Genomic DNA, 23,827 nt, shown 5'->3' with positions numbered 1-23,827 from the left:
CGAAATACTATGTGCGGAGCGACGGTTGACCATGCAACCGGCCCGCGAAACGCCAGTGGGGCGATACCGCGCATCGCCCCACCGCCGGAAATGTCCTATTCACCGGACTGATGCCCAGCCTGCTCCTGGCCACCGCCCTGTTCGCGCATCGCCTTCTTCGCCGCGTCCGATGCCGCGCCGACCTGACCGGAGAATTTGCCACCGGTCTTCTCGTCGATCGTCTGCCCGGCCTTATCGATCAGCGGATCCACCTTGTCGGCCTGCGACCCGGCCGTACCCATGGCCTTCTCCGCCAGATCCTTCAACCTGTCGAACATTCCCATGACGACCTCCTACTGGCGCCGGAATTGCGGTTCTCGACCAGCTAACCCGATCGGGCAATCATTTGGCTACCTTTGCCATGGAATCGTAATCCGACCGGCCGACTCACTCTCCGGCGAGCCGACGGCCCTCGGTGAAGAATTTCCGCATCCCCTCGGCATCCTTCAGCTCGGCGAGGGTGCGGGCCGCCCCGAACGACTTATTCCAGAACTCCCCCTCGCGCGGCGTCCACGGCCCGACATAGGCGTACGGCTCGGCGATGGCGGCGTCGCCCGGCGACACGCCGTAGTTGACCTCGTCGACGGATATCCCCATGTCGAGATGCTCGGGCCAGAGCACCGGGGTCTGGCCGGGCTCGAACTGGCGCAGCGCCCGATCCCCCAGCTCGAACGCGCGGGCGATCAGCCGCGCGGACTCCGGATCGACCCGCAGCGTCTCCTGCGCCGTGACCCCCGAACCGCCCTGGTACAGGCCCTCGGGCGCCCCCGCATCCACGCCCGCGGCCACCCCCAGCGCCGCACACGTGGCCCCGGACAACTCGCCGACCCGCCGCCCGTCCGCGAGCAGCCACTCCCCGTCGACCGCCAGCTGGGGCGGCTGCACGGTCGCGAACCCACCCGCGGCCGCCGCAAGCCGGATCGTGCCGCTGCGCCGGAATTGCGGTCCGGCCAGCAGGAGTTCGGCAACGCCGTGCAGGCTGCGCAGGGTGCTGGAGTAGTCCTTCGGGTCCATCGCGATCCTGTTCATCGGTCGGGCGACGTGGTGCGCCGTAGGGGAATCGAGAGGTTCAGTTCCGTCTCCGGGCACGGCCGTTACACGCCGCCGCGACAGAGAACCGCATATGAGAACAAAGTATGACCACTGCGTCCGGGCCGGGGTCAAGCGGCGCGAACGCTATTAGCGTCGAACTCATCACCCCGCCCCGCCGGAAAGTCCCACCCGGCCAAGGAGGATCCATGGACCGCACCGATGTTCCGAGCCCGCCGCAGGATCCGCTCGTCGAGCGCCTGCGACTCGGCGACGAGGCGGCGTTCGCGATGGTCCTGGACAGCTGGTCGCCCTCGATGCTGCGGTTGGCCCGCTCGTTCGTGTCCACCGGGGCATCGGCCGAGGAGGTCGTCCAGGAGTGCTGGCTGGCGGTGTTTCGCGGGATCTCCGCGTTCGAGGGCCGTTCGTCGTTGCGCACTTGGGTCTTTCGCATCCTGGTGAACACGGCGAAGAAGCGCGGGATCGCCGAGAGCCGCACCATCCCGCTCGGCAGCCTGCTCACCCGGGACCAGGGTGACGCTCTCGATCCGAACCTGCTGCGCCTGGTCGGCGGCCGCGCGCCCGAGCACCCCGGTGTGGCGCCGCACCGCTGGTCCGAGCCGGAGGATGCCGCCGAGCACGCGGAGATCCTGCGGGTGGTCGAGCAGGCGATGACGACGTTGCCCGAACGCACCCGCACGGTGCTGGCGCTGCGCGATATGCAGGGCTACACCTCCGACGAGGTCTGCGCGCTGCTCGACATCACGCCGGGCAATCAGCGGGTGCTGCTGCACCGCGCCCGCGCCGTGGTGCGCGGGCGCCTGTCCGACTACTTCGAGGACGACACTATCCATGCGGCGCCGGCGCGACCATCCTGCGACGTCGCGTGATCCGAATTATCGACAACGCCACCGCAATCCATACGATCGCCAGCGCAATCCCCAGTCCGAGAGGATAATTGCGGTCCACAACCGTGGAATTGCCGAAGGTGTTGTGCGGCACCAGTACCGGCACCGCCAGCGCGCCCAGCACGACCGTCAGGGCTGAGCCGTAGGCCAGCGGCGCCCACCAGGACCGGGGCAGCAGGCGCCGCGCGCCCAGCCCGACGGCCACACACAACGGCGCGAACACGAAGTCGTGCAACACGATTCCCCCGGCGAACCAGATCACCACCGACCACAGGTCCGCGGGCGGGAACGGCAGGAACAGCGAAATACCGTAGTAGGCCAGCCACACCCCGGCCAGGCCGAGCAGTACTCGAATTGTCGCAATCATGCTGACAGCACCTCGATTTCGGACAGCCACTTGGTTTGCAGCACCCCGGGCCGGGTCGGCGTGATCAACCGGCAGGGATAGCCGTGATCCAGGTCCAGCGTGCTGCCGTTGAGCGCGAGCGCGACCAGGGTCTGCGCGTCGACGGCGTGCCGCTGCGGCAACACCGTGACCCGGTACAGCCCACCGCCCTCGAGCGAGGTGAAACGGACGTCCCCGCCGGCTCCCGGATGCACGGCGGCGACCAGATCGCGCAGCCGCACCCCGGTCCAGGTCGCCGACACGCTCCAGCCCTCGACGCACGCGATCGGCAGGATCGCCGTGGTCTGCGGCAGGGCCAGCAGCTCGGCCCGACTGAAGGCGCGGGTGCGACCGCCCGCCGAGACCGTCAGCCGGTAGCCCGGATCCATGGCCCGATCGTGCACCCCGGCCGCCGCGGCGGTCCGATTCACCGGCAGTCCCTGCGGCCCGTTGCCGCTGCGCGGGGCCAGCACCGACAGGTTCTTCAGCCACGGCACGCTCTGCCCAGCGAAGACAAACCCCGCCGCCGCGGCCGAGACACCCGCAACGGACAGCATCGCGCGCCTCGAAATCCCCTGCTTCTCCTTGGATTTCGCATCATCAATCGGACGACTCAGCGCCTCCCGCACGATCGGCAGCTTGACCGCGAGATGTACCGCCAGCGCCCCGAGCGCGACATAGGCCATCGCATAGTGGGTGGTGGTGAAGAAGAACTTCCACGGGTAGAACTGCGCGGTATTGAACAACCCGGTGACCAGCTGGAAGATGATCGATCCGACCAGCACCGCGATCGAGCCGCGCTCCAGCAGCCGCAGCGGCGAGCCGATCACGGGCCGCTCGACCAACTTCGGAAACACCGACCACAGCTTGACCAGCAGCAGCGGAATCGCCATCACGCCCGACACGACGTGCAGCCCCTGGGTGAGCCGATACAGCCAGGGCGGATTCGCGGGCCAGTAGAACCAGCCCGGCGGATGCTGGATCCAGTGGCTGATCAGACCGGTCACGAAGCAGATCGTGATGGCGATGCCGAGCGCGATGCCGACCCGGCTCGCGACCTCGGGTCCTCGCGCCGGGCTGGTGCGTTCGGCGACGGCCCGCTCGACCTCCGCGACCCGCTGCTCGACCTCGGCGACCCGCTCCTTGACCGCCGTCGCCTGTGCACGGGTCGGCAAGGGGACCCGAAGTGTGCGCTTCACACAGCACAGTGCCCGCCAGGCCACCCAGCGTTACACGCGCCCAGCCGTCACCCTCGGCATCTCCCACTCCGTCATCCCGGCGCCCCGGCTACAGCAGCCCCATATTTCGTTATCCCGGCACGCTCTCGGTCGAGATCCACGCTCGGCAGCCGCGGCTTCCGGCGTACCGCACGCCGGAACGACGCCTGCCGCTAGTCGCTCTGCTGCGCGCGCCGCCGCACTCGCCTCGCCGCCGCGACCATGTTCCGCAGCGCGGGCTCGAGCTGCCAGTAGTGCCTCGTCTTGAGCCCGCCGTCCGGGTTGGCCCACAGCCGCTCCGGGGTGAGCGCCTGCGCGGCGGCGGTCAGCAGTTCGTCCAGCTCGTCGATGTCGGGGATGCGGGCCGAGCGACTCTCGTACACGCCAGGGCCGACGCCGTGGGACAGGCCGTGGCCCACCTCCGCATCCTCGGCCAGGGCCTTGAGCACCCACTCGATCGAGCGGGTCGCGACGATGGCGGTGACGTCCGCGTCGAGCTCCTCGATCGCGCGCACGATCTCCGCGCGGCCGGAATAGGCGATGTGCGTGTGGATCTGAGTCTCCGGCCGCACCCCGGAGGTGGCCAGCCGGAACGCATTCACCGCCCAGCGCAGGTATTCGCGGCTCTGGGTGCCCTCCCGCAGCGGCAGCAGCTCCCGGATGGACGGCTCGTCGACCTGGATGATCGACACCCCGGCCTTCTCCAGATCGGCCAGCTCGTCCCGAATCGCAAGCGCCACTTGGTCGGCGGTCTCGTAGAGCGGCTGGTCCTGTCGCACGAACGAGCGCGCCACCATCGTGACCGGGCCGGTGACGATGCCCTTGACCGGCCTGTCGGTCAGCGACTGCGCGTAGGTGGTCCAGTCCACCGTCATCGGCGCGGCGCGCGAGACGTCGCCGTACAGCACCGGCGGCCGCACGCAGCGCGAGCCGTACACCTGCACCCAGCCGAAATGCGTGGTGGCGAAGCCGTCGAGCAGCTCGGCGAAGTACTGGATCATGTCGTTGCGCTCGTGCTCGCCGTGCACCAGCACGTCCAGGCCGATGTCCTCCTGCAGCCGGATCGTCGATTCGATCTCGGCCTCGATCCGCTTGCGGTAATCGTCGTAGGACAGCTTGCCCTGACCGAGATCGTAACGGGCCTGGCGGATTCCGTCGGTCTGCGGGAACGAGCCCAGCGTGGTCGCGGGCACCGGCGGCAGATTCAGCTTCTCGCGCTGGGCCTCCCGGCGCACCTCGTACGGCTCGCGCTCGCGCATCTTCGGGGTGAGCGCGTAAACCCGCTGTCGCACAGCGTGTTTCTGCTTGAAGTGCACCTCGCGCGGGCGGCCCTGCCACTTCTCCGACGGGCCATCGGTGAGGGCCTTTGCCAGCGAAACGACCTCGAGCACTTTCTGTTTCGCGAACGCCAGCCGATCGGCCACCGGGCCCTCGAGGTCGTATTCGACCAGCAGGTCGTAGGGCACGTGCAGCAGGGTGGTACCGGTCGAGACGACCATGTCCGGGCAGACCTTGGACAGCTCGTTCAGGTAGTCCAGGGTGACGCGGCGATCCGCGCGCCACACATTGGTGCCGCCGATCACACCCGCGTACAACCGCTTGCGCTTGATCCCGGGAATCTTCGCCAGCTCCTCGGGCCGCACCCGATGGCTGGCCAGATCCAGGCCGATCGCCTCCACCTGGGTCTGCGCCAGGATCGCCGTCGCCTCGCCGAAATCGCCGTACTGGCCGGTGACCAGGATGCGCGGGCGCAGCGGCGCGGTGGACAGCCGCTGATAGGTGCTCAGGAGGGCAGCCAGCTCGGCGGGGGTGCGATCGCCGGTGAAACACGGCTCGTCCAGCTGCACACAGGTCGATCCGCGCTTGGCGAGGATCTCGAACAGTTCCTCGTAGACCGGCAGCAGCTTGTCCAGCAGGCTCAGCTGGTCGAACTCGGGCTCGCCCGGCACCTGACCGGCCTTGGACAGCAGCAGCAGCGACAGCGGGCCCAGCACGACCGGGCGCAGCTCGATGCCGCGCTCCTTGGCCCGATCCCACTCGTCCAGCAGCGCCTCGGGATGCAGGGAGAATTCGGTGCCGGCATCGAGCTCGGGCTGCCGGTAGTGGTAGTTGGTGCCGAAGAGGCGCACCAGCTCGAGCGGCGGCAGATCCGGGCGGCCGCGCGCCATCAGGAAGTAGAAGTCCAAGGGGTGCAGGCCCTCCCGGAAGGGCTCGAACCGCTTGGGCACCGCGCCGAACAGCAGCGCGTTGTCCAGCACGTGGTCGTAGAAGGAGAAGGTGTTGCCCGGAACCTGGGTGAGCCCGGCCGCGGCCAGCTCGTCGAACTGGGTCTCCTGGATGTCCCGGCCGACCGCCAGCAGCTCCTCACGCGCGAGGGTGCCGTGCCAGTAGGACTCGAGGGCCCGCTTGAGTTCCCGGTGCGGCCCGATCCTCGGATAGCCGAGAATGCTGGATCCGAAGCCGTCGGTGACATTGACCATGAGCTGGACTCCTCTCGCAGCTGCGGTCCCCGCGACCTGTTTGCAGCTTACGGCCGGTAGAGCTGGATGCCGCCGCACAGCGCGGCGACATGATCATCGATAGAGGTGGATCCGGTGCCGACGCCGCCGAACCGGGCGGCGCGGGTCATCCGGGCTGCGACGGCGTCGATCAGGAGCGGTTGTACTGGTAGAAGCCCGCGCCGGTCTTCTTGCCGAGCAGGCCCGCCTCGACCATGCGCATCAGCAGCGGCGGCGCGGAGTACAGCGGCTCCTTGAACTCCGCGTACATGGAGTCCGCGATGGACTTGACCGTGTCGAGGCCGACGAGGTCGGTCAGCGCCAGCGGGCCCATCGGGTGGGCGCAGCCCAGCACCATCGCCTTGTCGACGTCTTCCTTTGTGGCGAAACCGGATTCGACCATACGGATGGCCGAGAGCAGGTACGGCACCAGGAGTGCGTTCACGACGAATCCGGAGCGGTCGGCCGAGCGCACGACCTGCTTGCCCAGGACCTCCGCGGCGAAGTTCTCCGCGCGCTTCGCGACCGCCTCGCCGGTCTTGAGCGTGGTCACCAGCTCGACCAGCGGCAGCACCGGCACCGGGTTGAAGAAGTGCATGCCGACCACGCGCTCGGGCTGGGTGGTGGCCACGGCGATCTTCATGATCGGAATGGAGGAGGTGTTCGAGGCCAGCACCGCGTCGGGATCGGTGACGACCTTGTCGAGCTCGGCGAAGATGGAGGTCTTGACCTCCTCGCTCTCCAGCACGGCCTCCACGACCAGCTGCCGGTCCGCGAAGTCGCCGAGATCGGAGGTGAAGCGCAGCCGCCAGGCGGTCTGCTCGCGCTCGCGCTCGGTGATCTTGCCGCTGCTCACGCCGCGGTCGAGCGACCGCAGGATGCGGGCGCGGCCGGCGGCGGCCAGCTCCCGGGTCTGTTCGAACACGAGCACGTCGACGTGCGCGCGGGCGCACACCTCCGCGATTCCGGCGCCCATCTGTCCGGCGCCGATGATGCCGACGCGCTGAATCTTTTCGCTGCTCACGTCCCGCTCCTGCTGGTTGTGTGGCGATGGTTTGGGGTGAAGCCGCCGGGTTCCGGCGCTTCGATCAATCACGGTATACGGGAAGTACGACAGTGGCCCTCCCTGCCGGGGGCTGTTCCGCAGGGAGGGCCGGTCGCTGCCGTAACCCCTAGTGCCGCAGCCCTTTCGGGTGCAGCGGTCACGGTGTCGGCCGCCCCGCCGTCCGTTCCCCTAGCTGTGATGCGACGGGAGAACGAACGGCGGGGCACCGGACTCGCGGTGTCTGGCGACAGACACCGCAGGCCTATCTCAGTGGAACTGACCCTCTTCGGTCGAGCCCTTGAGCGCGGCGGTGGAGGTATTCGGGTCCACGGTGGTGGCGATGGTGTCGAAGTAGCCCGCGCCGACCTCACGCTGGTGCTTGACGGCGGTGAAGCCACGCTCGGCGGCCGCGGCGAACTCGCGCTCCTGCAGGTCGACGAAGGCGGTCATGCCCTCGCGAGCGTAGCCGTAGGCCAGGTCGAACATGCCGTAGTTCAGCGAGTGGAAGCCGGCCAGAGTGATGAACTGGAACTTGAAGCCCATGGCGCCCAGCTCGCGCTGGAACTTCGCGATGGTCGCGTCGTCCAGGTGCGCCTTCCAGTTGAAGGACGGCGAGCAGTTGTAGGCCAGCAGCTGGTCCGGGAACTCGCCGCGGACCGACTCGGCGAACTTGCGCGCGACCTCGAGGTCCGGCACGCCGGTCTCCATCCAGATCAGGTCGGCGTAGGGGGCGTAGGCCTTGGCACGCGCGATGCAGGGGTCGATGCCGTTGCGGGTACCGAAGAAGCCCTCGGCGGTGCGGGTGCCATCCAGGAACTCGCGGTCACGCTCGTCCACATCGGAGGTGATGAGGGTGGCGGCCTCGGCGTCGGTGCGGGCGATGATCACCGACGGAACGTCGGCGACGTCGGCGGCCAGACGCGCGGAGGTCAGGGTGCGGATGTGCTGCTGGGTGGGGATCAGCACCTTGCCACCGAGGTGGCCGCACTTCTTCTCCGAGGCCAGCTGGTCCTCCCAGTGCACACCGGCGGCACCGGCCGCGATCATGGCCTTCTGCAGCTCGTAGGCGTTCAGCGCGCCACCGAAACCGGCCTCGGCGTCGGCGACGATCGGGGCCAGCCAGTTCTGGACCGAGGTGTCGCCCTCGACCTTGGCGATCTCGTCGGCGCGCAGCAGCGCGTTGTTGATGCGGCGAACCACGGTCGGCACCGAGTTGGCGGGGTACAGCGACTGGTCCGGGTAGGTGTGACCCGACAGGTTCGCGTCACCGGCGACCTGCCAACCGGACAGGTAGATGGCCTTGAGGCCGGCGCGCACCTGCTGCACGGCCTGGTTGCCGGTCAGGGCGCCGAGCGAGTTGATGTAGTCCTCGTTGTTGACCAGATCCCACAGGATCTCCGAGCCGCGGCGGGCCAGGGTGGCCTCCTCCACGACGGTGCCCTGGAGCTTCGACACCTGCTCGGCGGTGTAGTTACGGGTGACGCCCTTCCAGCGGGGGTTGGTGTCCCAATCCTGCTGGATTTCCGCAGCGGTCTTCGGGGTGCCGGTGGTCGACATTTCTGACTCCACTTCCTGTTTCGGTGCCCCCCATGCTAGAGCGGCAATTTGCAGGCTTGCTAGGCCCATCGGGTGTACTTCACCACGATTGCACACCCGAAAAGTGCCGTCTACCTGTTGCTACTGCAAATCTCGGCTAGCTTTGCCTCCCCATTTGCTAAGTCTGCAAAATTTGCGAGCGGATTGCAGGCCAGTAGCCTACCGGCGAGTAGGTCTGACATGCGGTTTTGCGTAACGCTCGTACTGTTTGCGTGATCCATACCACCGGACGAACGGGGGCGTCCGCATTCCCGTCTGTGACGACCTTCACAGCGTCCGAGCGGGGGGTTTCGTGGCGCGGGTCACTGCCGGGAACGCATGCCCACCGGCGCTCGCCCGGCACCGACGCCGCGCTCCGGTCGAGACACGTGGTCCGGTGCGCCGCGACAACAGCCCATCACGGTCATAACCTGAGTCCGACCCGGCGTGAGTCGCTGGTCGGGCCGGTCGCGTCAGCGAACGGCCGCATCACACCCGCGAGCCGACGATCCCCACACCGAGGAGCACGATGCGAATCCTGCCGACAGTGACCGCGGTGGCCACCGCGCTGCTCACCGGCCTGCTACAGCTGCCGGCCGCGCATGCCGCGCCCACCGGATCGTTCGCCTCGGCCGAGCCGCTCCCGGCCGTCGCGACGCTGCCGGGCTCGGCGCACGCGCAGCGATTCCTCTACGACACCACCACCGTGCACGACCGCCCGACCGTCGCCAGCGCGGCGATCTACTTCCCGCCCGGCGCGGCGCCCGCGGGCGGCTGGCCCGTCATCGCCTGGGCGCACGGCACGGTCGGACTCGGCCACGACTGCGCGTACAGCATCGGCGGCCCGGCCGCGGTCGAGCGCGACTGGTCCTATCTGGGCACCTGGCTGCGGCAGGGATACGCGATCGTCGCGGCGGACTACGCCGGGCTCGGCACGCCGGGCGGGCATCCGTATCTGAACGGCCGCGTCGAGGCGCACAACGTCGTCGACGCGGTGCGCGCCGCGACCGGCCACTACTCGACGCTGTCCCGCAAATGGGTGGTCGTCGGCCAGTCGCAGGGCGCCGGCGCCGCGGTGAACACCGCCCGCTACGCGACCCGGTTCGGCCCGGACCTGGACTACCGCGGCGCGGTCGCCACCGGAACCCCCGCTTACATCGAGGACGTCATCACCCCGCTCGGCCCGGGCGTCCCGCCGGTGGCGGTGGGCGGCGAAACCACCGCGTACACGCTCTACATCCTCAACGGCCTCCGCACGACCTACCCCGAACTGAACATCGGCTCCTACCTGACCGATTCGGGCCGATACTGGCTCGACCGCGCGGCCACCGAATGCCTGGAACCGCTCGCCGATGCCCTGACCGCGGCAAAGGTGGTGGGCGGCAACCTCTTCGCCCGCCCGCTGGCCGACATCCCGGACTTCCACGGCGTCCTCACGCGCTACCTGGGTCTGCCCGAATCCGGTTACGACCGCCCACTTTTCATGGGCCAGGGCCTTACCGACACCGACGTCATCATGCCCGAAACCCTCCGCTTCGCCGCGGTCCTGCAGGCCAACCACCAGCCCGTGACCTTCAAGATCTATCCGACCGACCACAGCGGCACGGTACTGGCCTCCCAGCCCGACTCGATCCCGTTCGTACGCAGCCTATTTGGTTGACCTGCTGCGATCAGACCCTTCGGCGTCGTCCGCAGTGGGTTGATCGGCCCACGGCAATCCGTCACACAGAACGAACTCGGATCTCAGCCGATCCGCTCGCAACTGCGCCGCGGATCGGCTGACAGGCAGCCGATTCGCCCTTCGCCTATTCCCTCGCCGAACGGCTCGATCTCGTAGGGTGCGCCCGACTTGGCAGCTCGGCGCCGGTCGATATCGTCCAAAAAGTTAAGTACTGGCTTGACTGTCACCGGCAGCGGCCTACACTTAAGTCTGTGCTTAACCATTCTGAGCGGCTGGATCTGATCTTTCGGGCGCTGGCCGATCCGACTCGGCGGGTAATGCTCGAGCGGCTCAGCGCGGGGCCGGCGGCGGTCAGCGTGCTGGCCGAGCCGTTGGCCATGTCGCTGGCGGCGGTCGTGCAGCACCTGCAGGTGTTGCAGGATGCCGGACTGGTGCGGTCGGAGAAGGTCGGGCGGGTGCGGACCTGCCAGCTGGTGCCCGACGCGCTCGGGCCGGTCGAGGAGTGGATCGAAGCACGCCGGTCGAACTGGGAGCGCCGGCTCGACGCGCTCGGCACGGCGCTCGCCGAAAACCCGAAACCCGTTCAGGAGTAGGTCATGTCAGAACATTCCGTTACCCATGCCACGTTCACTCTCGAGCGTGACTACGACGCAACGCCCGCGGCCGTCTTCGCCGCCTGGGCCGATCCCGCCGTCAAGGTCCGCTGGTTCGCCGGCGGAAATTCCGATCACGAACTCGACTTCCGCGTCGGCGGTCGCGAAATTGCGCGAGGCAATGCCAACGGCGCCACGATCGAGTTCGAAACCGCCTATCAGGAAATCGTTCCCGACAACCGCATCGTCTATACGTCGGCGATGCGGATGGGCGAGACGGTCACGACGATATCCCTCACCTCGGTGGAGTTCGCGGCCACGCCCTCGGGTACCCGCCTGACCCTGACCGAACACGGCGCCTACCTGGACGGCCACGAGCAGCCGTCCTGGCGCGAGCACGGCACCAGCGACCAGCTCGCCGCACTGGCAAAGGAACTCGGCTGACCCCTCCGCGCCCGGACGACCACGGGGTTCGCTTCCCCGGCTCCGCGCCCGGCACACGCTCGTAACACCTGCGAAATCTGGTGTGCCGATTCGCAATATCCGCGCAACCGGTTGCTCTTAGTGTGTCGTCATGAGCGGAGCGCAGCGGAGCGAATCATCAATACGGCGCGCCAGCGAGGTGGAGGCATGAGCGGAGCGCAGCGCAGCGAATCATCGACACAGCGCGCCTCGCGCATGCCGGAGCCGAGCGCCAGCGAGGTGCAGGCATGAGCGTTACCGAGGGCGCGGGCACCGGGATACACATCAGCGGGCTGAGCAAGACGTTTCGAGTGGGGCGCCGCGCGGTGGCGGCGCTGGATTCGGTCGATCTGCATACCGAGCAGGGGGCGTTTCTGTCGCTGCTCGGGCCGTCCGGATGCGGCAAATCGACCGTACTGCGGATCCTGGCCGGGCTGGAAACGCCGACCTCGGGTATCGCGAGCATCAACGGTGCGCCGCCCGCGGAGCTGCGGCGCGGCCACCAGTTCGGTATCGCCTTCCAGGATTCGGCGCTGTTGCCGTGGCGCAGTGTGGAATCCAACATCAAGCTGCCGCTGCAGGTCGCTGGGTTGGCGGTGGATGCGGCGGCGATCGCGGATCTGATCGCGCTCGTGGGGCTCGAGGGGTTCGAGAAGGCCAAGCCCGCACAGCTCAGTGGCGGTATGCGGCAACGTGTTTCGATCGCGCGGGCACTGGTGGTGAAGCCGTCGGTATTGCTGCTGGACGAACCGTTCGGCGCGCTGGACGATATGACGCGCCAACGCCTGAACCTCGAGCTGCTACGCATCTGGACCGAGAAACCCGCAACCACACTGATGGTCACGCACGGAATCGCCGAGGCGGTGTTCCTGTCCGACGTGGTGGCGGTGATGAGCCCGCGACCGGGCCGGGTGGTGGAGATGGTGCCGATCGACCTGCCGCGACCGCGCACCCCGGACATGATGCGCAGCCCGGAATTCCATCGGCTGCACGACTATCTGTCCGAGCTGCTGTTCGGCCGCGGCGGCATCGAGGCCGAGGCCGAGGCGGCCCTGGATGCTCCCGGGGGTGTGCAATGAGACGCCTGGGCGGCGCGATCGGCATCGTCGCGCTGATCGCGATCTGGTGGCTGCTGGCGGACCTGCGGATGGGCGGCGGCACCATCCCGAGCCCATGGAATGTGTTGCACACCATGTATTCCGACGGCTGGGCGCTGTACGGGCCGAACTTCCGCGTCACCGCGTACGGTGCGCTGCGGGGATTTCTCTGGGGCGATGCGCTCGCGATCGCGCTCGCGGTGCTCGTCGTGCTGATTCCGCCGATCGAGCAGCTGGCCACGCAGCTGGCGATCCTGAGTTACTGCACACCGCTGCTGGCGCTCGGGCCGATCATCCTGGTCGTCTTCGGCGGCCGCACGCCGACCGTCTTCCTGGCCGCGATGTACTGCTTCTTCACCACCATGGTCGGTACCGTGTCGGGTTTGCGTTCGGCCGACCGCACGGCGCTGGATCTGGTGCGCGCCTACGGCGGCGGGCGCTGGCAGCAGCTGTGGCGGGTACAGCTGATCGCGGCGTTGCCGAATACCCTGGCCGCCTTGAAGATCGCCGCCCCCTCGGCGGTGCTGGGCGCGATCATCGGCGAATATCTGGGCGGGGTGGACAGCGGCATCGGGGTCGCGCTGACCGCGGCGCAGACCTCCTTCAACGTGCCCCGGACCTGGGGAATGGCGCTGGCCGCGGCCGCGCTCGCGGGCCTGGGCTACGCGGTGGTGGCGCTGGCGGCGCGGCTGGCCGCCCCGTGGACCGTCCGGGAGGCACGTTCGTGAACGTCGTCCGCAGAATTGCGAGATTCCTTTTTCCCCTGCTGATTTCGCTGGTCCTGATGGTGGTGATCTGGTACGCCTTCCTGTACGCCTTCCCTCAGGTGGGGCCGCGCGTGGGCAAGACACCGGCGGATGTCTGGCAATACCTGGTCACCGGGCCGACCGCGGACAGCGCGCGGGCGGCGATCCTGTCGGACCTGCGAATCACCCTGGGGGACGCGGCCACCGGATTCGGCGCCGGGATGGCCACGGCCCTGGTCGTCGCGGCGTTGTTCGTCACACTGCCCCCGGTCGAGCAGGCGTTCATGCCGGTGGCGATGCTGCTGCGCTCGGTGCCGCTGGTCGCGCTGACGCCGATCATCGTGCTGGTCTTCGGCCGCGGCACCCTCGGGGTGACGGCGATGGCGGCGATCGTGGTGTTCTTCCCAGCGCTGGTCATGATCATCACCGGGCTGCGCTCGGCCTCGGTGCAGGCGATGGAACTCGTTGCCGCATACGGTGGTTCGCGCTGGACCCGGCTGCGGATGGTAGCGGTACCCGCCGCGTTGCCCGCGGTCTTCGCCGCCGCGCGAATCTCGGTGCCGGGAGCGCTGATCGGCGCGCTACTGGGCGAATGGCTCGGCAGCGGCACCGGACTGGGCGCCAGCCTGATCCGGGCCATTCCCACCTTCCAGTACAGCCAGCTGTGGGCCTCCATCGTGCTGGTGACGATCGTGTCGGTGCTGCTCTACGCGATCGTGGGCGTGATCGAGAACCTGGTACTGGCCAGGTTCGGGCCGGAGGCGGGCGCGAGCTGAGTTCGGCCGTGGGAGTTTACACACCGCACACATTCGAATCGCCGAAAGACCGGTAATGGCAATACAAACGAACTACCGTTCCGGCATGACACGCGTGATCCCCCCGGCGGCCCGGCTCTCGTCCATGGACCGTCGTTCGTTCCTTCGTTTCTCGGCCCTCACCGGTGCCGCGCTCGGCGGCGCCGCGGCGCTTTCGGCCTGCGGCAAGAGCACGTCCGCGGCGAATGCCAACGGCAGCTCCGCCGACGGCTCGAAATTCGGCACCGTCGCGATGCAGCTGTCGTGGCTGAAGAACATCGAATTCTCCGGCGAGTACTACGCCGACAACAAGGGGTACTACCGCGACGCCGGATTCGGGCACGTCAACCTGATCGCCGGCGGCGCCGCCAGCACGTCGGTGGAGGCGGGCCTGGACACCGGCAAGATCTGGATCGGCACCTCGGCCCCGCAGACCACGGCGCCCGCGGTGCTCGGCGGGCTTCCGGCCAAGATCGTCGGCACGACGTACCAGAAGAATCCGTTCTGCATCGTCAGTTCGGCGGCCAAGCCGATTCACTCCCCGCAGGACATGAAGGGCCGCAAGATCGGTGTGCAGGACACCAATCAGCTCATCTTCCAGGCGCTGCTGGCGGCGAACAATATGACGCCCAACGATGTTCACATCGTGCAGGCCCAATTCGATCCGACCCCGCTGGCCAACGGCGAGGTGGACGGGTGGGTCAGCTATGTCACCAACGAGCCGATCACCCTGGCGGCCAAGGGTTTCCAGAACACGAACTTCATGTTCGCCGACTACGGTCTACCACTGACCGCGGAAACGCTGACCGTCCGCCAGGAGACGATCGATAAGGAACGCGACAAGCTGAAGGCGTTCCTGACCGCCGAGATCAAGGGCTGGAAGGACGCGGTCGCCGATCCGGCCGGCAGCGCCCACCTGGCTGTCGACGTCTACGGCAAGGATCAGCGCCTGGAGCTGTCGGAGCAGACCGCCGAGGCCACCGCGCAGAACGGCCTCGTGGTATCCGCCGACACCAAGGCCAACGGCCTGTTCACCATGACCGATCAGCTGATCGCCTCCAATATCGAGGCCCTGGCCAAGGCCAAGATCAGTATCAAGGCGAGCCAGCTGTTCGACCTGTCGGTCCTGCGCGAGCTCTTCGCCGAGCATCCGGAGCTGAAGTAGGAATCCGGTCAGGGGGTCGTGAACGCCGGAAAGGGCCCGGTGTGATGGGACGGCGTGCTGGCGCGGACCGCGAGTATCTCGGCGGCGACGGATATCGCGGTCTCCGCCGGGGTGCCCGCGCCCAGGTCCAGCCCGGCCGGGGTGTACAGCCTCGAGAGGGTCTCGGAGTCGAAACCGTTCTCGCGCATGGCATCCAGGCGCTGGGCGTGCGCCGGCCCGGCGCCGAGCGCGCCGAGATAGCCGAATTCGGGCAGCTGCAGGGCCGTGGCGAGCAGCGGGAGTTCGACCTTCGGATCCTGGGTCACCGTGACCAGCGCCGTGCGGTAGTCGATGGCCCCCTCCGCGTACTGCTGGTTCAGGTACCGATGCGGCCAGTCGACGACCACCTCGGCGCCCGGGAAGGATTGTTCCGCGGCGAAGGTCTGGCGCGCGTCGCAGACGGTGACCCGGTAGCCCAGCAGTTTGCCCTGGACGCACAGTGCGGAGGCAAATGCGTTGGCGCCGAAGATGATCAGGCGCGGCGGCACGGTATACGAGCAGCAGAAAACGTCGGATTCGGGCAACGCCACCAATTCGGTGTTGTGCCGGCGGTCGGTTACCAGATGTTGCCCGATCACCGTTGCGTCGGAGTGCCACACCACCGTGAACACCGTGACCGCACGTCCGCCCGCCAGATCCTGGGCGACTGCTGGAAATTCGGGAAAGTCGCTGTGCGAGAACGGTTCCACGAAAACATCAATGGTCCCGCAGTCGGCGCTGTCCATGCCGCTCGCGGGATCGAAACGCTGCAATTCCTTGCGGCCGGTGCGCGCGGAATACAGGGCCGCGTCGTAGATCGCGCTCTGATAGCACCCGTCGGACACCGAGCCGAATACGCGGCCGTCGGGGTCGACCAGCATGCACGAGCCGATCGGGAGCAGGGAGGGGCCGAATGTTCGGACCAGGGTGGCCATGGCTCCGGTTCGGCCGCTGTGCCAGACCCGCAATAGGTCGTCGACGATGTCGCGCATCACAACCTCCCCAGTCAACGTGCGCGAGTGGGCGGATAGTCGTGGTCGCGTCCCGTCGCCAGATCGTCACACGGTACCGCCACGATATCTGGTCTACCGTCCAGAAACCCCTTGGCTCCGGAATTTCCTCGAGCGGAAGCGATTACCGCATCCCAGTGCCTCGCAGCGAGGACAACCGGATGGCCGGGCCGATCCTCGAAGACCGCGCGGGACAGCCCGCTGGCGGCGGCGCGCCCGGCCGCGAGCACCCGCGCGACCACGTCGGATCGGACATCCGGGGTGTCGACCGGCATGATGGCCACGAATCGCGCCGGATCCGGGGCGGCCGCCACCCCGGTGAGCCCGGCGCGCAGCGAGGCCGCCAGCCCCACGGCCCAATCGGGCGCCCAAACCCACTGCACACCTTCGGGTATCGCAATCTCCGGAGTGTCACAGACGAGCCATTGTCCACTTCGGCCACGCCGCGCCGGACCCGTCGCCCCCAGGACCACCCACACCCGCTCGCATCCCCCGTCGTGCAGTGCGCAGATCGCCCCTCGCAGCCACGCACCATCGTCTACCAGCACCTTCGGCCGCCCGTACCGCGTCCCGGCGCCGGCGGCAAGCACGATCCCGTCGCAGCGTCCGTAGTCCATGAGGCCGAGGGTAGCCGCGCGCGCGGATCTCTGCTTTTTTGACATCCAGCCAACGCCGAGGGCCTTACTGATCTGCGGTTTCCTGTCCTGAGGGGGTGGCGGGTCAGGCGCAGAACCAATCCCTGGCCGAGCGGCGGAACAGCAACAGGACGATCAGGATCGCGCTGACCGGGCCCAGCCAGCCCGGCGGATGCCCGACCGGAATGGACGGCACAGTCCAGAGCATGTTCAGGGCCGCCAGCAGCACCGCGGTGATCCGGATACTGCTGCCGACCGCGCCGAAGCCGAGGGCGACCAGGCCGAGCAGCCAGCTGGGGACGAAGAACAGGGCCGTCAGCGCCGCGGAGCGCGCCCCGAACAGCCATCCGGCCGACGCCGCGCACACCAGCCCGATCACGGCCATCGTGAGTGCGATGACCTGAGCGGTCCGCACGGCGATCGGCATCCGGGGGGCCGACGCCGGTCCCGGATCGGTTCGAACCCCGTTGTCGGCCATCACCTCTCCCATCCAGCACGACCCGACAGCCCGCCGCGGAGATCGCTTCGAACCCTACCGTCCGGCCCGCTACCTGCGCGAACGACGCGCGCACGGGGGATTCGGACCCATCCGACCCAGTGCGCCGGCAGTATTGTTGACATTTGTGTCGGTCAGATCGGTCGCGAAGATCGGCACCGTGATGCCGACCACTGCCGAGGTCGACTCACAGCGAAATCTCAGGCCGCGATCGGCACCGTGGAGGCGTGATAGATCCTGCGCCCGTTGCCATCTCATCCGTCCGCTCGCTCGCGTCCAAGGTCCCGGAGATCACCGCCCTGTTCTGGGTGATCAAGGTGCTCTCCACCGGGATGGGCGAGACGTTCTCCGACTTTCTCGTCTCGCATCTGCCGCCGGGGATCGCCGTCGGCGGGGCCGTGCTGGCGCTGATCGTGAGCCTGATCGCCCAGTTCCGCAGCCGCCGCTACGTGGCGTGGATCTACTGGTCGGCCGTGGTGATGGTCAGCATCTGCGGCACGATGGTTGCCGATATCGTCGACTTTGTCGTCGGCATTCCGCTGCTGTTGTCCACGGTCATCTTCGCCGCGTTGCTCGCGATGGTCTTCGGGGCCTGGTACGCCAGCGAGAAGACGCTGTCGGTGCACAGCATCACCACGCGCCGCCGCGAAGCGTTCTACTGGACCACGGTGATGGTCACCTTCGCGCTGGGCACCGTCGCGGGCGACCTGACCGCGGGCACGCTGCACCTGGGATATCTCGCGTCAACAGTATTGTTCGCAATCGTGATCGCGATTCCAGCGCTCGCGCACCGCTGGGGCGGACTGGGCGCGATCCCGGCCTTCTGGGCGGCCTACGTGGTGACCCGCCCGCTCGGTGCCTCGGCCACCGACTGGCTTGCCTCCAACCGAGCCGACGGGCTGCGATTCGGCACCGGCTGGGTGAGCCTGGCCGTGACCGTCCCGATGATCGCGCTCATCGCCGTGCTGGCGCTGCGGCCGGAGCTGTTCGGGGGCACACCCGCCACGGCAGCGGTGCGCACCGGCCGCCGCTAGCGTCAGGCCAGCACGCGCAGCAGGTGTTCGATCTCGTACTGGATCGCGGTGCGGCCCGGGCCCAAGTACTTTCGCGGATCCGAGAGGGCCGGGTGCGCGGCCAGTTCCGCCCGAACTGCCTGCGCCAGTACGATATTCAGCCGGGTGGCGATATTGATCTTCGTCATGCCGTGCCGGACCGCCGAGGCCAGGCCCTCGTCCGGCACGCCCGAGGAGCCGTGCAGGACAAGCGGCACCGGAACCTTCGCCGCCAGGCGCGCGATCAGATCGTCGTCCAGGCGGGCGTCGCGGGTCTGCATGGCATGCGAGGAACCCACCGCCACGGCAAGGGCATTCACGCCGGTGGCCGCCACGAAGGCGACGGCCTCGTCCGGATCGGTGCGCACGCCCGGGGCGTGGGCACCGTCCTTCCCGCCGACCTCGCCCAGCTCGGCCTCGATGAACACGCCCCGCTCGCGGCACCAGCGGGCAATCTCGGCTGTGCTGGAGACGTTTTCGGCGTAGTCGAGCGTCGACCCGTCGTACATGACCGATTGGACGCCGAGTTCGACCGCGGCCCTGATCAATTCGTGCGAGGTCGCGTGGTCCAGGTGGACCGCGAGCGGCGCGGTGCTGTCCTGCGCGATCTGCAGGCAGGCCCGCACGAGCGGTTTCAGCCCGCCGTGATAGCCGGCGGTATTTTCCGAAATCTGCAGGATCGCAGGGCGTTTCGTGGACTCCGCGGCGGCGGCGATGGCCTCGGCATGCTCCAGGGCGATCACGTTGAAGGCGCCCAGTCCGCCGGGGGCGGCCACAGCGATCAGCTCGGAGACGGGGGTCGAAGGCACTGCGAAGGCTCCTACGGTGTGCTGAGTCTGGTGACGACGATGGTCGGCGCGAGCCGCACGCGCAGGGCGCGGTCGATCTCGCCGGCGACCGGTATGACGACCGCGGCCGCAGAGGTCGCGACCGCATCGGTCAGGATTTCGGGCCAGTCCGGTTCGGGATCGGCAGCCAGGCCCGCGATCACGGCGGCGGCCGCGGCGTCCCCGGCGCCGGTGGGGTTCCCGGACACCGGATCGGGCGCGGCGGCAGACCAGGCGCCCTCCGCGGTCACCGCGATCATGCCCTCGATGCCGCGGGTGGCGATCACCGCGCGCACCCCGGCGTCCAGCAGCGGGCGGACCGCGGCCACCACCTCCTCGGGCGTGCCCGCATCGGATCCGGTGAGCCCTTCGAGCTCGTCGCGGTTGGGCATGAGCACCACGCCCGGGACCTCGGCGGCCAGTTCCAGCGCCCGCCCGTCCACATCGCAGATCGTGGGCACCCCGGCCGCGAGGGCGGTGTGGGCCAGCTCGGCCGGCAGGCCGTCGGACACCCCGCCGGGCAGCGAACCGGAGATGACCATGCCGCCGGTGTCGGGGAGCATGCCCGCCACCCGCACCCTGAGCTGATCGATGGCGTACGGCTCGTTCAGCCGGGCGCCGGGCTCCCACAGCGAGGTCGCGGTGCCGTCGCCGGATTCGCTGATCACCACGGTGCGGCGCACCCACGGCAGCGCGTGCACGAAGTCCACCGGCAGCTCGAGTTCCGCGGCCGCGGAGAACAGATGGTCGGCGAACCCTGTGGCGCGCGAGTACTTGCCCAGCTGATTCAGCACCCGGGAGACGTTGATGCCCTTGCCGCCGATGCGCTGCTCCACCGACAGCACCCGGTGCTCCCGGCCCCGCTCGAAACGCTCGACCCGGTAGGTCATGTCGTATGCCGGGTTCATCGTCACGGTAAGGATCACGTCAACCACTGTCCCCGCCGCAGGATTCGGCGTAACCCCAGGTCCCGGTCGAGCACGACGATGTCGGCGTAATGACCGGCACGCAGATCGCCGACCCCGTCCAGCCCCGCCGCGGCGGCAGGGGTGGACGTCGCGGCGCGCACCGCATCGATCGGCGCCACCCCGCATTCGCGGATCGCCCAGCGCAGGCCCGACAGCAGGGTGGATGTACCCCCGGCGATCGAACCGTTGGCAATCCTGGCAACACCATCGCTCACAGTTACCTCCTGCGGACCGAGCCGGTACTGACCGTCGGGCAGCCCCGCCGCCTGCATGGCATCGGTGATCAGCGCGACCCGTTCACGGGCGGTCGCGAAGGCCAGCGCGCCGAATCCCGGATCGACGTGCACCCCGTCGCCGATGAGTTCCACCACCACCCGGCCCGCGGCGGCGGCCACCAGCGCGGCCGCGACCGGCCCGGGGGCGCGGTGATGCAGCGGGGGCATGCCGTTCGCCAGGTGTGTCACGAGCGTTCCGAAACCGCTGGGGGCCAGCGCATTTCCGAAATCGAGATAGTTTGCGTCGCTGTGGCCCAGCGCGATGACGACGCCGTTGTCGACCAGAAGTTTTGCGGCGGTAACGAACCCCGGTCGCTCCGGGGCGAGCGTCATCACTCGCAGGTGCCCGCCCGCGGTGTCGAGCAGCCGCTCGATCAGCGCCGGATCCGGGTCGGTGAGATATCTCGGATCCTGTGCGCCGCAACGCACTTTGGACAGGAACGGCCCCTCGGAGTGAATGCCCGAAATCACCCCCTCGGCAGCAAGCCCCGCGAGCGCCGCGGTCTGCGCCACCATGTCCTCGGGCGCGCCCGTCACGATGCTCGCCAGCACGGTGGTCGACCCCTGCCCGTGGTGATACTCCGCAGCGGCCCGCGCCTCGGCGGGATCGGTCGTATCGAACCGATGCCCGAACCCACCGTGATTGTGAATATCCACCAGCCCCGGAATCACGATCCCGGCGGGCTCCGGCGCCTCCCGTCCCGGATGCTCCCGGGCCCACTCCGCAAACGATTGCACCCCCGCAATCCGCTCCCCGACCACGGTGACGACCCCGTCGTCCAACTCCACCGAAGCAGCAACGACCCGCCCCCGCAGCACGATCTCCGACTCCCGCGTCACACCCTCACCTCGCCATTCCGCCACTCACGCCCGTTCGCACCGTACCCCGCCCCAGCCGCACCCATAAGCACAAGCGCGCCCGCTCCGGAGTCCGCAACTCCCGGGCTGCGGCTCACCTGCATACCGCGCGATGGAGTGTCGATACCTCCACAGCGCGCCCTCCCGAGCGCATTCCCCGCAATCCAGCCCGGCCGAACCGCGAATACCCGCATCTCGCCACAGACCGTTGGCCGCACCACGCGCCTCGCGCCCACCGAGAGATACGCACCCGCCGAACTACCGCACGCCCGGCCGGGCCACCGGACATGTCTGTATCGGATCAATGAGAATCGGCGCTCCCCATCTCCGAGCACGGGCCGGAAAAGCGACGCAGGCCGGCCGAGCACGCTGGCGGCGATCACGCGAGGGCACCACTGCGGGCGTATTGGGCCGCGCCGACCAGGCCCGCGCGAGCGCCGAATTCGCCCAGGACCACGCGGGGCGCGGGGGCCACCCGTAGGAGTTCGGCAAGGCGGCTCTGGAGGGCAGTCGTCAGGACGGCGCCGGCGCGGGCCAGGCCGCCGCCGAGCACGACCAGTTCCGGGCAGGCGGCGTGGATGACGCCGAACAGGCCCTCGGCGAGGGCGTCGATGGCGTCGTCGACGACCGCGCGGGCATCCAGATCAGCGTCCAGAACCGCGAAAACCGCCTCCGCGCCGGGTATTTCGCGTCCCGTGCGGGTAGTGTAGGCGCGGGCGATGCTGGCGCCGGAGGCGACGGTCTCCACGCAGCCGATGTTGCCGCACGGGCATTTCAGCCCGTCGCGGTGGCGCACCGGAATGTGGCCGTACTCGCCCGCCTGCCCGGCCGCGCCGCGCACCAGCCGCCCGCCGATCGACAGCGTCCCGCTGATGCCGGTGCCCAGGATCAGCACGCACACGTCGTCGCAGCCGCGGCCCGCGCCGTACCGCCACTCGGCCCAGCCGGCGACTGCGACATCGTGCTCGATCAGCACCGGCATACCCCATCGATCGGCAAACCGGTTGCCCACCTTGACATCTCGCCAGCCCACATTGCTACTGAACACCGCCAGCGAGCGCGCCGGATCGACGATGCCTGGTAGAACAACGGCCGCACGCGCCACCCGAAGTGGCTGCGAATCAGGCCGTTCGCGCCGCCCCGGGGACGGATCATCCGGCCCGGGCACGGCGCTGCCCTGTGCGGCAGGCAGATCGTGCGACGGACTCGGCTCCGGCCGCATCGTGGACAATTCGGCGAGCAGCCGGTCGCCGAGCTCGCCAATGGCATCGAAGGCGGCCTCGCCCTTCGGGGTGTCCACGATGCCGGAGCACAGCACATTCCCTGCGGCATTGGTGATTTCGGCCTTGGTGGTGGTGCCGCCGACATCGACGGCAAGCACCAGGTCCGTGTCGTCCAATGCTCCAGGAGGGGAGATCGGCGCGCTCACCCGTCAGCCCAGAATCACCGAGCGGTTCAGGCTGCGCGGATGGTCGGGGTCCAGGCCCAGATCCGCCGCGCGCGCCTGGCAGAGCCGATGCACGCGCACCAGATCCGCCATGGGGTCGATATCGCGGTGCTCGAAATGCGCTCCGGTGGCCTTGATGTCGTCGGCAAGACCGGGCAGCAGCGGCCCGAACGCCCACACCGCACGGCCGGGCGCGGCGATGCTGATCGGGCCGTGCCGCCACTCGGTGGCCAGGTAAGCCTCGGTCCAGGACTGGCAGGATTCGCGCAGCTTCAGCCCGGCCTCCTCGGCGATGGCGGCGGCGAAACCCATCCCGACGAAACTGATCTGCTCGGCCGAGCGCACCGCCGCTACGGCGGAGTCGAGATCCTCGGCCAGGACCGCGCGGGCCTGCGCGATCACCGGAGCGAGATCCTCGCCGAGATGCCAGCGCAGGATGGCCAGCGCGGTGGTGGCGAAACGGGTCTGCACCACCGACTGCTCGTCGACCTGATCGATGAGGATCGGATCGGCCAGCTCGAGCACGGGCGTGCCCGGACTGGAGCAGATGACGGTACGGGGCACGCCTTCCGGCAGCGCGCGCATCGCCGCGACCACCTCGGTGGTGGTGCCGGAGCGGCAGATCACCAGGTAGCGGTCATAGTCGTGGCGGCGCACCTCACCGGCGGGCCAGGCATCGGTGCTGCCGTGGCCCGCGGATTCGCGCATCGCCGCGATGGCGCGTGACATGAAAAGCGAGGTGCCACAACCGATGACGGCCACGCGCTCACCCGGCTGCGGCAGCAGCGCGGCGTGGTCGGCGGCGATCGCGGCGGCCCGCGCCCAGTCGTCGGGTTGGGTGGCCACCTCGGTGGCCAGATGGGTTTCGGCAGGGATTCGATCGGCAGAGGTCGGCACGAGACCAAGAATCGCTCCGATGATCGTTCATGTCAACTTTACAATCAAAACGTGCACAAACGATCAATGCGTGAGCTAAATTCGGACCAATCGAATCACTGGCTCCACAC

The 23,827-nt window shown here is 68.6% G+C and carries 25 protein-coding genes; 9 read left to right on the top strand and 16 right to left on the bottom strand.

What is annotated here, in order from left to right; translation table 11 throughout:
* Positions 1–95: 95 nt before the first annotated feature.
* Both KO481_RS04270 and KO481_RS04265 read right to left on the bottom strand, forming a co-directional pair.
* Entirely contained in the window at positions 96–323 is a 228-nt protein-coding gene (locus KO481_RS04270; protein WP_215915554.1) for an antitoxin, read from the bottom strand.
* Positions 324–426: 103 nt separating this feature from the next.
* Entirely contained in the window at positions 427–1,053 is a 627-nt protein-coding gene (locus tag KO481_RS04265) for a hypothetical protein (protein ID WP_215915553.1), read from the bottom strand.
* A 224-nt stretch (positions 1,054–1,277) separates the two neighbouring features.
* Between KO481_RS04265 and KO481_RS04260 the strand changes: the two genes are divergently transcribed.
* Positions 1,278–1,958, top strand: a complete 681-nt coding sequence (locus KO481_RS04260) for an RNA polymerase sigma factor (protein WP_215915552.1) — start codon at positions 1,278–1,280, stop codon at positions 1,956–1,958.
* On the opposite strand, the gene KO481_RS04255 is transcribed toward KO481_RS04260, so the two are convergent.
* From KO481_RS04255 to aceA, 5 genes are all read right to left on the bottom strand, one after another.
* Complete coding sequence (locus KO481_RS04255) at positions 1,915–2,343, bottom strand: hypothetical protein (protein ID WP_215915551.1); 429 nt, start codon at positions 2,341–2,343, stop codon at positions 1,915–1,917. The two genes, KO481_RS04260 and KO481_RS04255, sit on opposite strands and share 44 nt — an antisense overlap.
* Entirely contained in the window at positions 2,340–3,401 is a 1,062-nt protein-coding gene (locus tag KO481_RS04250; RefSeq protein WP_308166353.1) for a molybdopterin-dependent oxidoreductase, read from the bottom strand. Before KO481_RS04250 ends, KO481_RS04255 begins: the two co-directional genes overlap by 4 nt.
* A 350-nt stretch (positions 3,402–3,751) precedes the next feature.
* Positions 3,752–6,058 carry a 5-methyltetrahydropteroyltriglutamate--homocysteine S-methyltransferase gene (gene metE, locus KO481_RS04245; RefSeq protein WP_215915549.1) on the bottom strand — a complete coding sequence of 769 codons (2,307 nt, stop codon included), beginning with the start codon at positions 6,056–6,058 and terminating at the stop codon, positions 3,752–3,754.
* A gap of 169 nt (positions 6,059–6,227) precedes the next feature.
* Positions 6,228–7,100 (bottom strand): 3-hydroxybutyryl-CoA dehydrogenase, encoded by an 873-nt coding sequence (locus KO481_RS04240; RefSeq protein WP_215915548.1) that lies wholly within the window; start codon positions 7,098–7,100, stop codon positions 6,228–6,230.
* Positions 7,101–7,388: 288 nt separating this feature from the next.
* Entirely contained in the window at positions 7,389–8,678 is a 1,290-nt protein-coding gene (gene aceA, locus KO481_RS04235) for an isocitrate lyase (protein ID WP_215915547.1), read from the bottom strand.
* A 547-nt stretch (positions 8,679–9,225) separates the two neighbouring features.
* Here aceA and KO481_RS04230 point away from each other — a divergent pair.
* Positions 9,226–10,356 (top strand): lipase family protein, encoded by a 1,131-nt coding sequence (locus tag KO481_RS04230; protein WP_215915546.1) that lies wholly within the window; start codon positions 9,226–9,228, stop codon positions 10,354–10,356.
* An 83-nt stretch (positions 10,357–10,439) separates the two neighbouring features.
* Here the strand turns inward: KO481_RS04230 and KO481_RS04225 are convergent, their stop codons facing one another.
* A complete protein-coding gene (locus KO481_RS04225) occupies positions 10,440–10,604 on the bottom strand; it encodes a hypothetical protein (RefSeq protein WP_215915545.1) in 165 nt (54 codons plus the stop codon).
* A gap of 24 nt (positions 10,605–10,628) precedes the next feature.
* On the opposite strand from KO481_RS04225, the gene KO481_RS04220 reads away from it, so the two are divergent.
* The 6 genes from KO481_RS04220 (at position 10,629) to KO481_RS04195 (ending at position 15,234) form a co-directional block, all read left to right on the top strand.
* On the top strand, positions 10,629–10,970 hold the full coding sequence (locus KO481_RS04220; protein WP_215915544.1) for an ArsR/SmtB family transcription factor: 342 nt from the start codon (positions 10,629–10,631) through the stop codon (positions 10,968–10,970).
* Positions 10,971–10,973: 3 nt separating this feature from the next.
* Positions 10,974–11,414, top strand: a complete 441-nt coding sequence (locus KO481_RS04215) for an SRPBCC family protein (protein ID WP_215915543.1) — start codon at positions 10,974–10,976, stop codon at positions 11,412–11,414.
* 266 nt (positions 11,415–11,680) lie between these two features.
* Complete coding sequence (locus KO481_RS04210; RefSeq protein ID WP_215915542.1) at positions 11,681–12,511, top strand: ABC transporter ATP-binding protein; 831 nt, start codon at positions 11,681–11,683, stop codon at positions 12,509–12,511.
* A complete protein-coding gene (locus tag KO481_RS04205) occupies positions 12,508–13,257 on the top strand; it encodes an ABC transporter permease (protein ID WP_215915541.1) in 750 nt (249 codons plus the stop codon). Before KO481_RS04210 ends, KO481_RS04205 begins: the two co-directional genes overlap by 4 nt.
* On the top strand, positions 13,254–14,051 hold the full coding sequence (locus KO481_RS04200) for an ABC transporter permease (RefSeq protein ID WP_308166298.1): 798 nt from the start codon (positions 13,254–13,256) through the stop codon (positions 14,049–14,051). The genes KO481_RS04205 and KO481_RS04200 overlap by 4 nt, the downstream gene beginning before the upstream one ends.
* 85 nt (positions 14,052–14,136) lie before the next feature.
* Entirely contained in the window at positions 14,137–15,234 is a 1,098-nt protein-coding gene (locus KO481_RS04195; RefSeq protein WP_215915540.1) for an ABC transporter substrate-binding protein, read from the top strand.
* An 8-nt stretch (positions 15,235–15,242) separates the two neighbouring features.
* On the opposite strand, the gene KO481_RS04190 is transcribed toward KO481_RS04195, so the two are convergent.
* From KO481_RS04190 to KO481_RS04180, 3 genes are all read right to left on the bottom strand, one after another.
* Positions 15,243–16,244 carry an XdhC family protein gene (locus tag KO481_RS04190; protein WP_215915539.1) on the bottom strand — a complete coding sequence of 334 codons (1,002 nt, stop codon included), beginning with the start codon at positions 16,242–16,244 and terminating at the stop codon, positions 15,243–15,245.
* Between the two features lie 14 nt (positions 16,245–16,258).
* Positions 16,259–16,879 carry a nucleotidyltransferase family protein gene (locus tag KO481_RS04185; RefSeq protein ID WP_215915538.1) on the bottom strand — a complete coding sequence of 207 codons (621 nt, stop codon included), beginning with the start codon at positions 16,877–16,879 and terminating at the stop codon, positions 16,259–16,261.
* A 103-nt stretch (positions 16,880–16,982) separates the two neighbouring features.
* Positions 16,983–17,387, bottom strand: coding sequence for a hypothetical protein (locus KO481_RS04180; protein WP_215915537.1), 405 nt, complete (start codon positions 17,385–17,387; stop codon positions 16,983–16,985).
* Positions 17,388–17,620: 233 nt separating this feature from the next.
* On the opposite strand from KO481_RS04180, the gene KO481_RS04175 reads away from it, so the two are divergent.
* On the top strand, positions 17,621–18,427 hold the full coding sequence (locus KO481_RS04175; protein ID WP_308166297.1) for a COG4705 family protein: 807 nt from the start codon (positions 17,621–17,623) through the stop codon (positions 18,425–18,427).
* Between the two features lie 2 nt (positions 18,428–18,429).
* Here KO481_RS04175 and KO481_RS04170 read toward each other — a convergent pair whose 3' ends face one another.
* The 5 genes from KO481_RS04170 to KO481_RS04150 form a co-directional block, all read right to left on the bottom strand.
* On the bottom strand, positions 18,430–19,254 hold the full coding sequence (locus tag KO481_RS04170) for a class II fructose-bisphosphate aldolase (protein WP_215915536.1): 825 nt from the start codon (positions 19,252–19,254) through the stop codon (positions 18,430–18,432).
* Between the two features lie 11 nt (positions 19,255–19,265).
* Positions 19,266–20,198 carry a hexose kinase gene (locus KO481_RS04165; RefSeq protein ID WP_308166295.1) on the bottom strand — a complete coding sequence of 311 codons (933 nt, stop codon included), beginning with the start codon at positions 20,196–20,198 and terminating at the stop codon, positions 19,266–19,268.
* Positions 20,195–21,355: an N-acetylglucosamine-6-phosphate deacetylase gene (locus KO481_RS04160; protein ID WP_215915535.1), complete on the bottom strand. Its 1,161-nt coding sequence runs from the start codon at positions 21,353–21,355 to the stop codon at positions 20,195–20,197. The genes KO481_RS04165 and KO481_RS04160 overlap by 4 nt, the downstream gene beginning before the upstream one ends.
* Before the next feature lie 397 nt (positions 21,356–21,752).
* Positions 21,753–22,772 (bottom strand): ROK family protein, encoded by a 1,020-nt coding sequence (locus KO481_RS04155; protein WP_245400258.1) that lies wholly within the window; start codon positions 22,770–22,772, stop codon positions 21,753–21,755.
* A 33-nt stretch (positions 22,773–22,805) separates the two neighbouring features.
* A complete protein-coding gene (locus KO481_RS04150; RefSeq protein ID WP_215915534.1) occupies positions 22,806–23,717 on the bottom strand; it encodes an SIS domain-containing protein in 912 nt (303 codons plus the stop codon).
* Positions 23,718–23,827: the final 110 nt, after the last annotated feature.

Source organism: Nocardia albiluteola, assembly GCF_018860155.1.
GTDB classification, from domain to species: domain Bacteria; phylum Actinomycetota; class Actinomycetes; order Mycobacteriales; family Mycobacteriaceae; genus Nocardia; species Nocardia albiluteola.
The sequence above is the reverse complement of the archived record's forward strand: the minus strand, read 5'-3'. Positions and strand labels throughout refer to the sequence as shown.

Excerpts from the sequence above, each read along its gene's own strand:
- KO481_RS04260 (WP_215915552.1), top strand. The coding sequence starts at position 1,278 with ATGGACCGCACCGATGTTCCGAGCCCGCCGCAGGATCCGCTCGTCGAG.
- KO481_RS04230 (WP_215915546.1), top strand. The coding sequence starts at position 9,226 with ATGCGAATCCTGCCGACAGTGACCGCGGTGGCCACCGCGCTGCTCACC.
- aceA (WP_215915547.1), bottom strand. The coding sequence starts at position 8,678 with ATGTCGACCACCGGCACCCCGAAGACCGCTGCGGAAATCCAGCAGGAT.
- KO481_RS04210 (WP_215915542.1), top strand. The coding sequence starts at position 11,681 with ATGAGCGTTACCGAGGGCGCGGGCACCGGGATACACATCAGCGGGCTG.
- KO481_RS04185 (WP_215915538.1), bottom strand. The coding sequence starts at position 16,879 with ATGGACTACGGACGCTGCGACGGGATCGTGCTTGCCGCCGGCGCCGGG.
- KO481_RS04180 (WP_215915537.1), bottom strand. The coding sequence starts at position 17,387 with ATGGGAGAGGTGATGGCCGACAACGGGGTTCGAACCGATCCGGGACCG.
- KO481_RS04255 (WP_215915551.1), bottom strand. The coding sequence starts at position 2,343 with ATGATTGCGACAATTCGAGTACTGCTCGGCCTGGCCGGGGTGTGGCTG.
- KO481_RS04270 (WP_215915554.1), bottom strand. The coding sequence starts at position 323 with ATGGGAATGTTCGACAGGTTGAAGGATCTGGCGGAGAAGGCCATGGGT.
- KO481_RS04195 (WP_215915540.1), top strand. The coding sequence starts at position 14,137 with ATGACACGCGTGATCCCCCCGGCGGCCCGGCTCTCGTCCATGGACCGT.
- KO481_RS04215 (WP_215915543.1), top strand. The coding sequence starts at position 10,974 with ATGTCAGAACATTCCGTTACCCATGCCACGTTCACTCTCGAGCGTGAC.
- metE (WP_215915549.1), bottom strand. The coding sequence starts at position 6,058 with ATGGTCAATGTCACCGACGGCTTCGGATCCAGCATTCTCGGCTATCCG.
- KO481_RS04265 (WP_215915553.1), bottom strand. The coding sequence starts at position 1,053 with ATGGACCCGAAGGACTACTCCAGCACCCTGCGCAGCCTGCACGGCGTT.
- KO481_RS04190 (WP_215915539.1), bottom strand. The coding sequence starts at position 16,244 with ATGCGCGACATCGTCGACGACCTATTGCGGGTCTGGCACAGCGGCCGA.
- KO481_RS04205 (WP_215915541.1), top strand. The coding sequence starts at position 12,508 with ATGAGACGCCTGGGCGGCGCGATCGGCATCGTCGCGCTGATCGCGATC.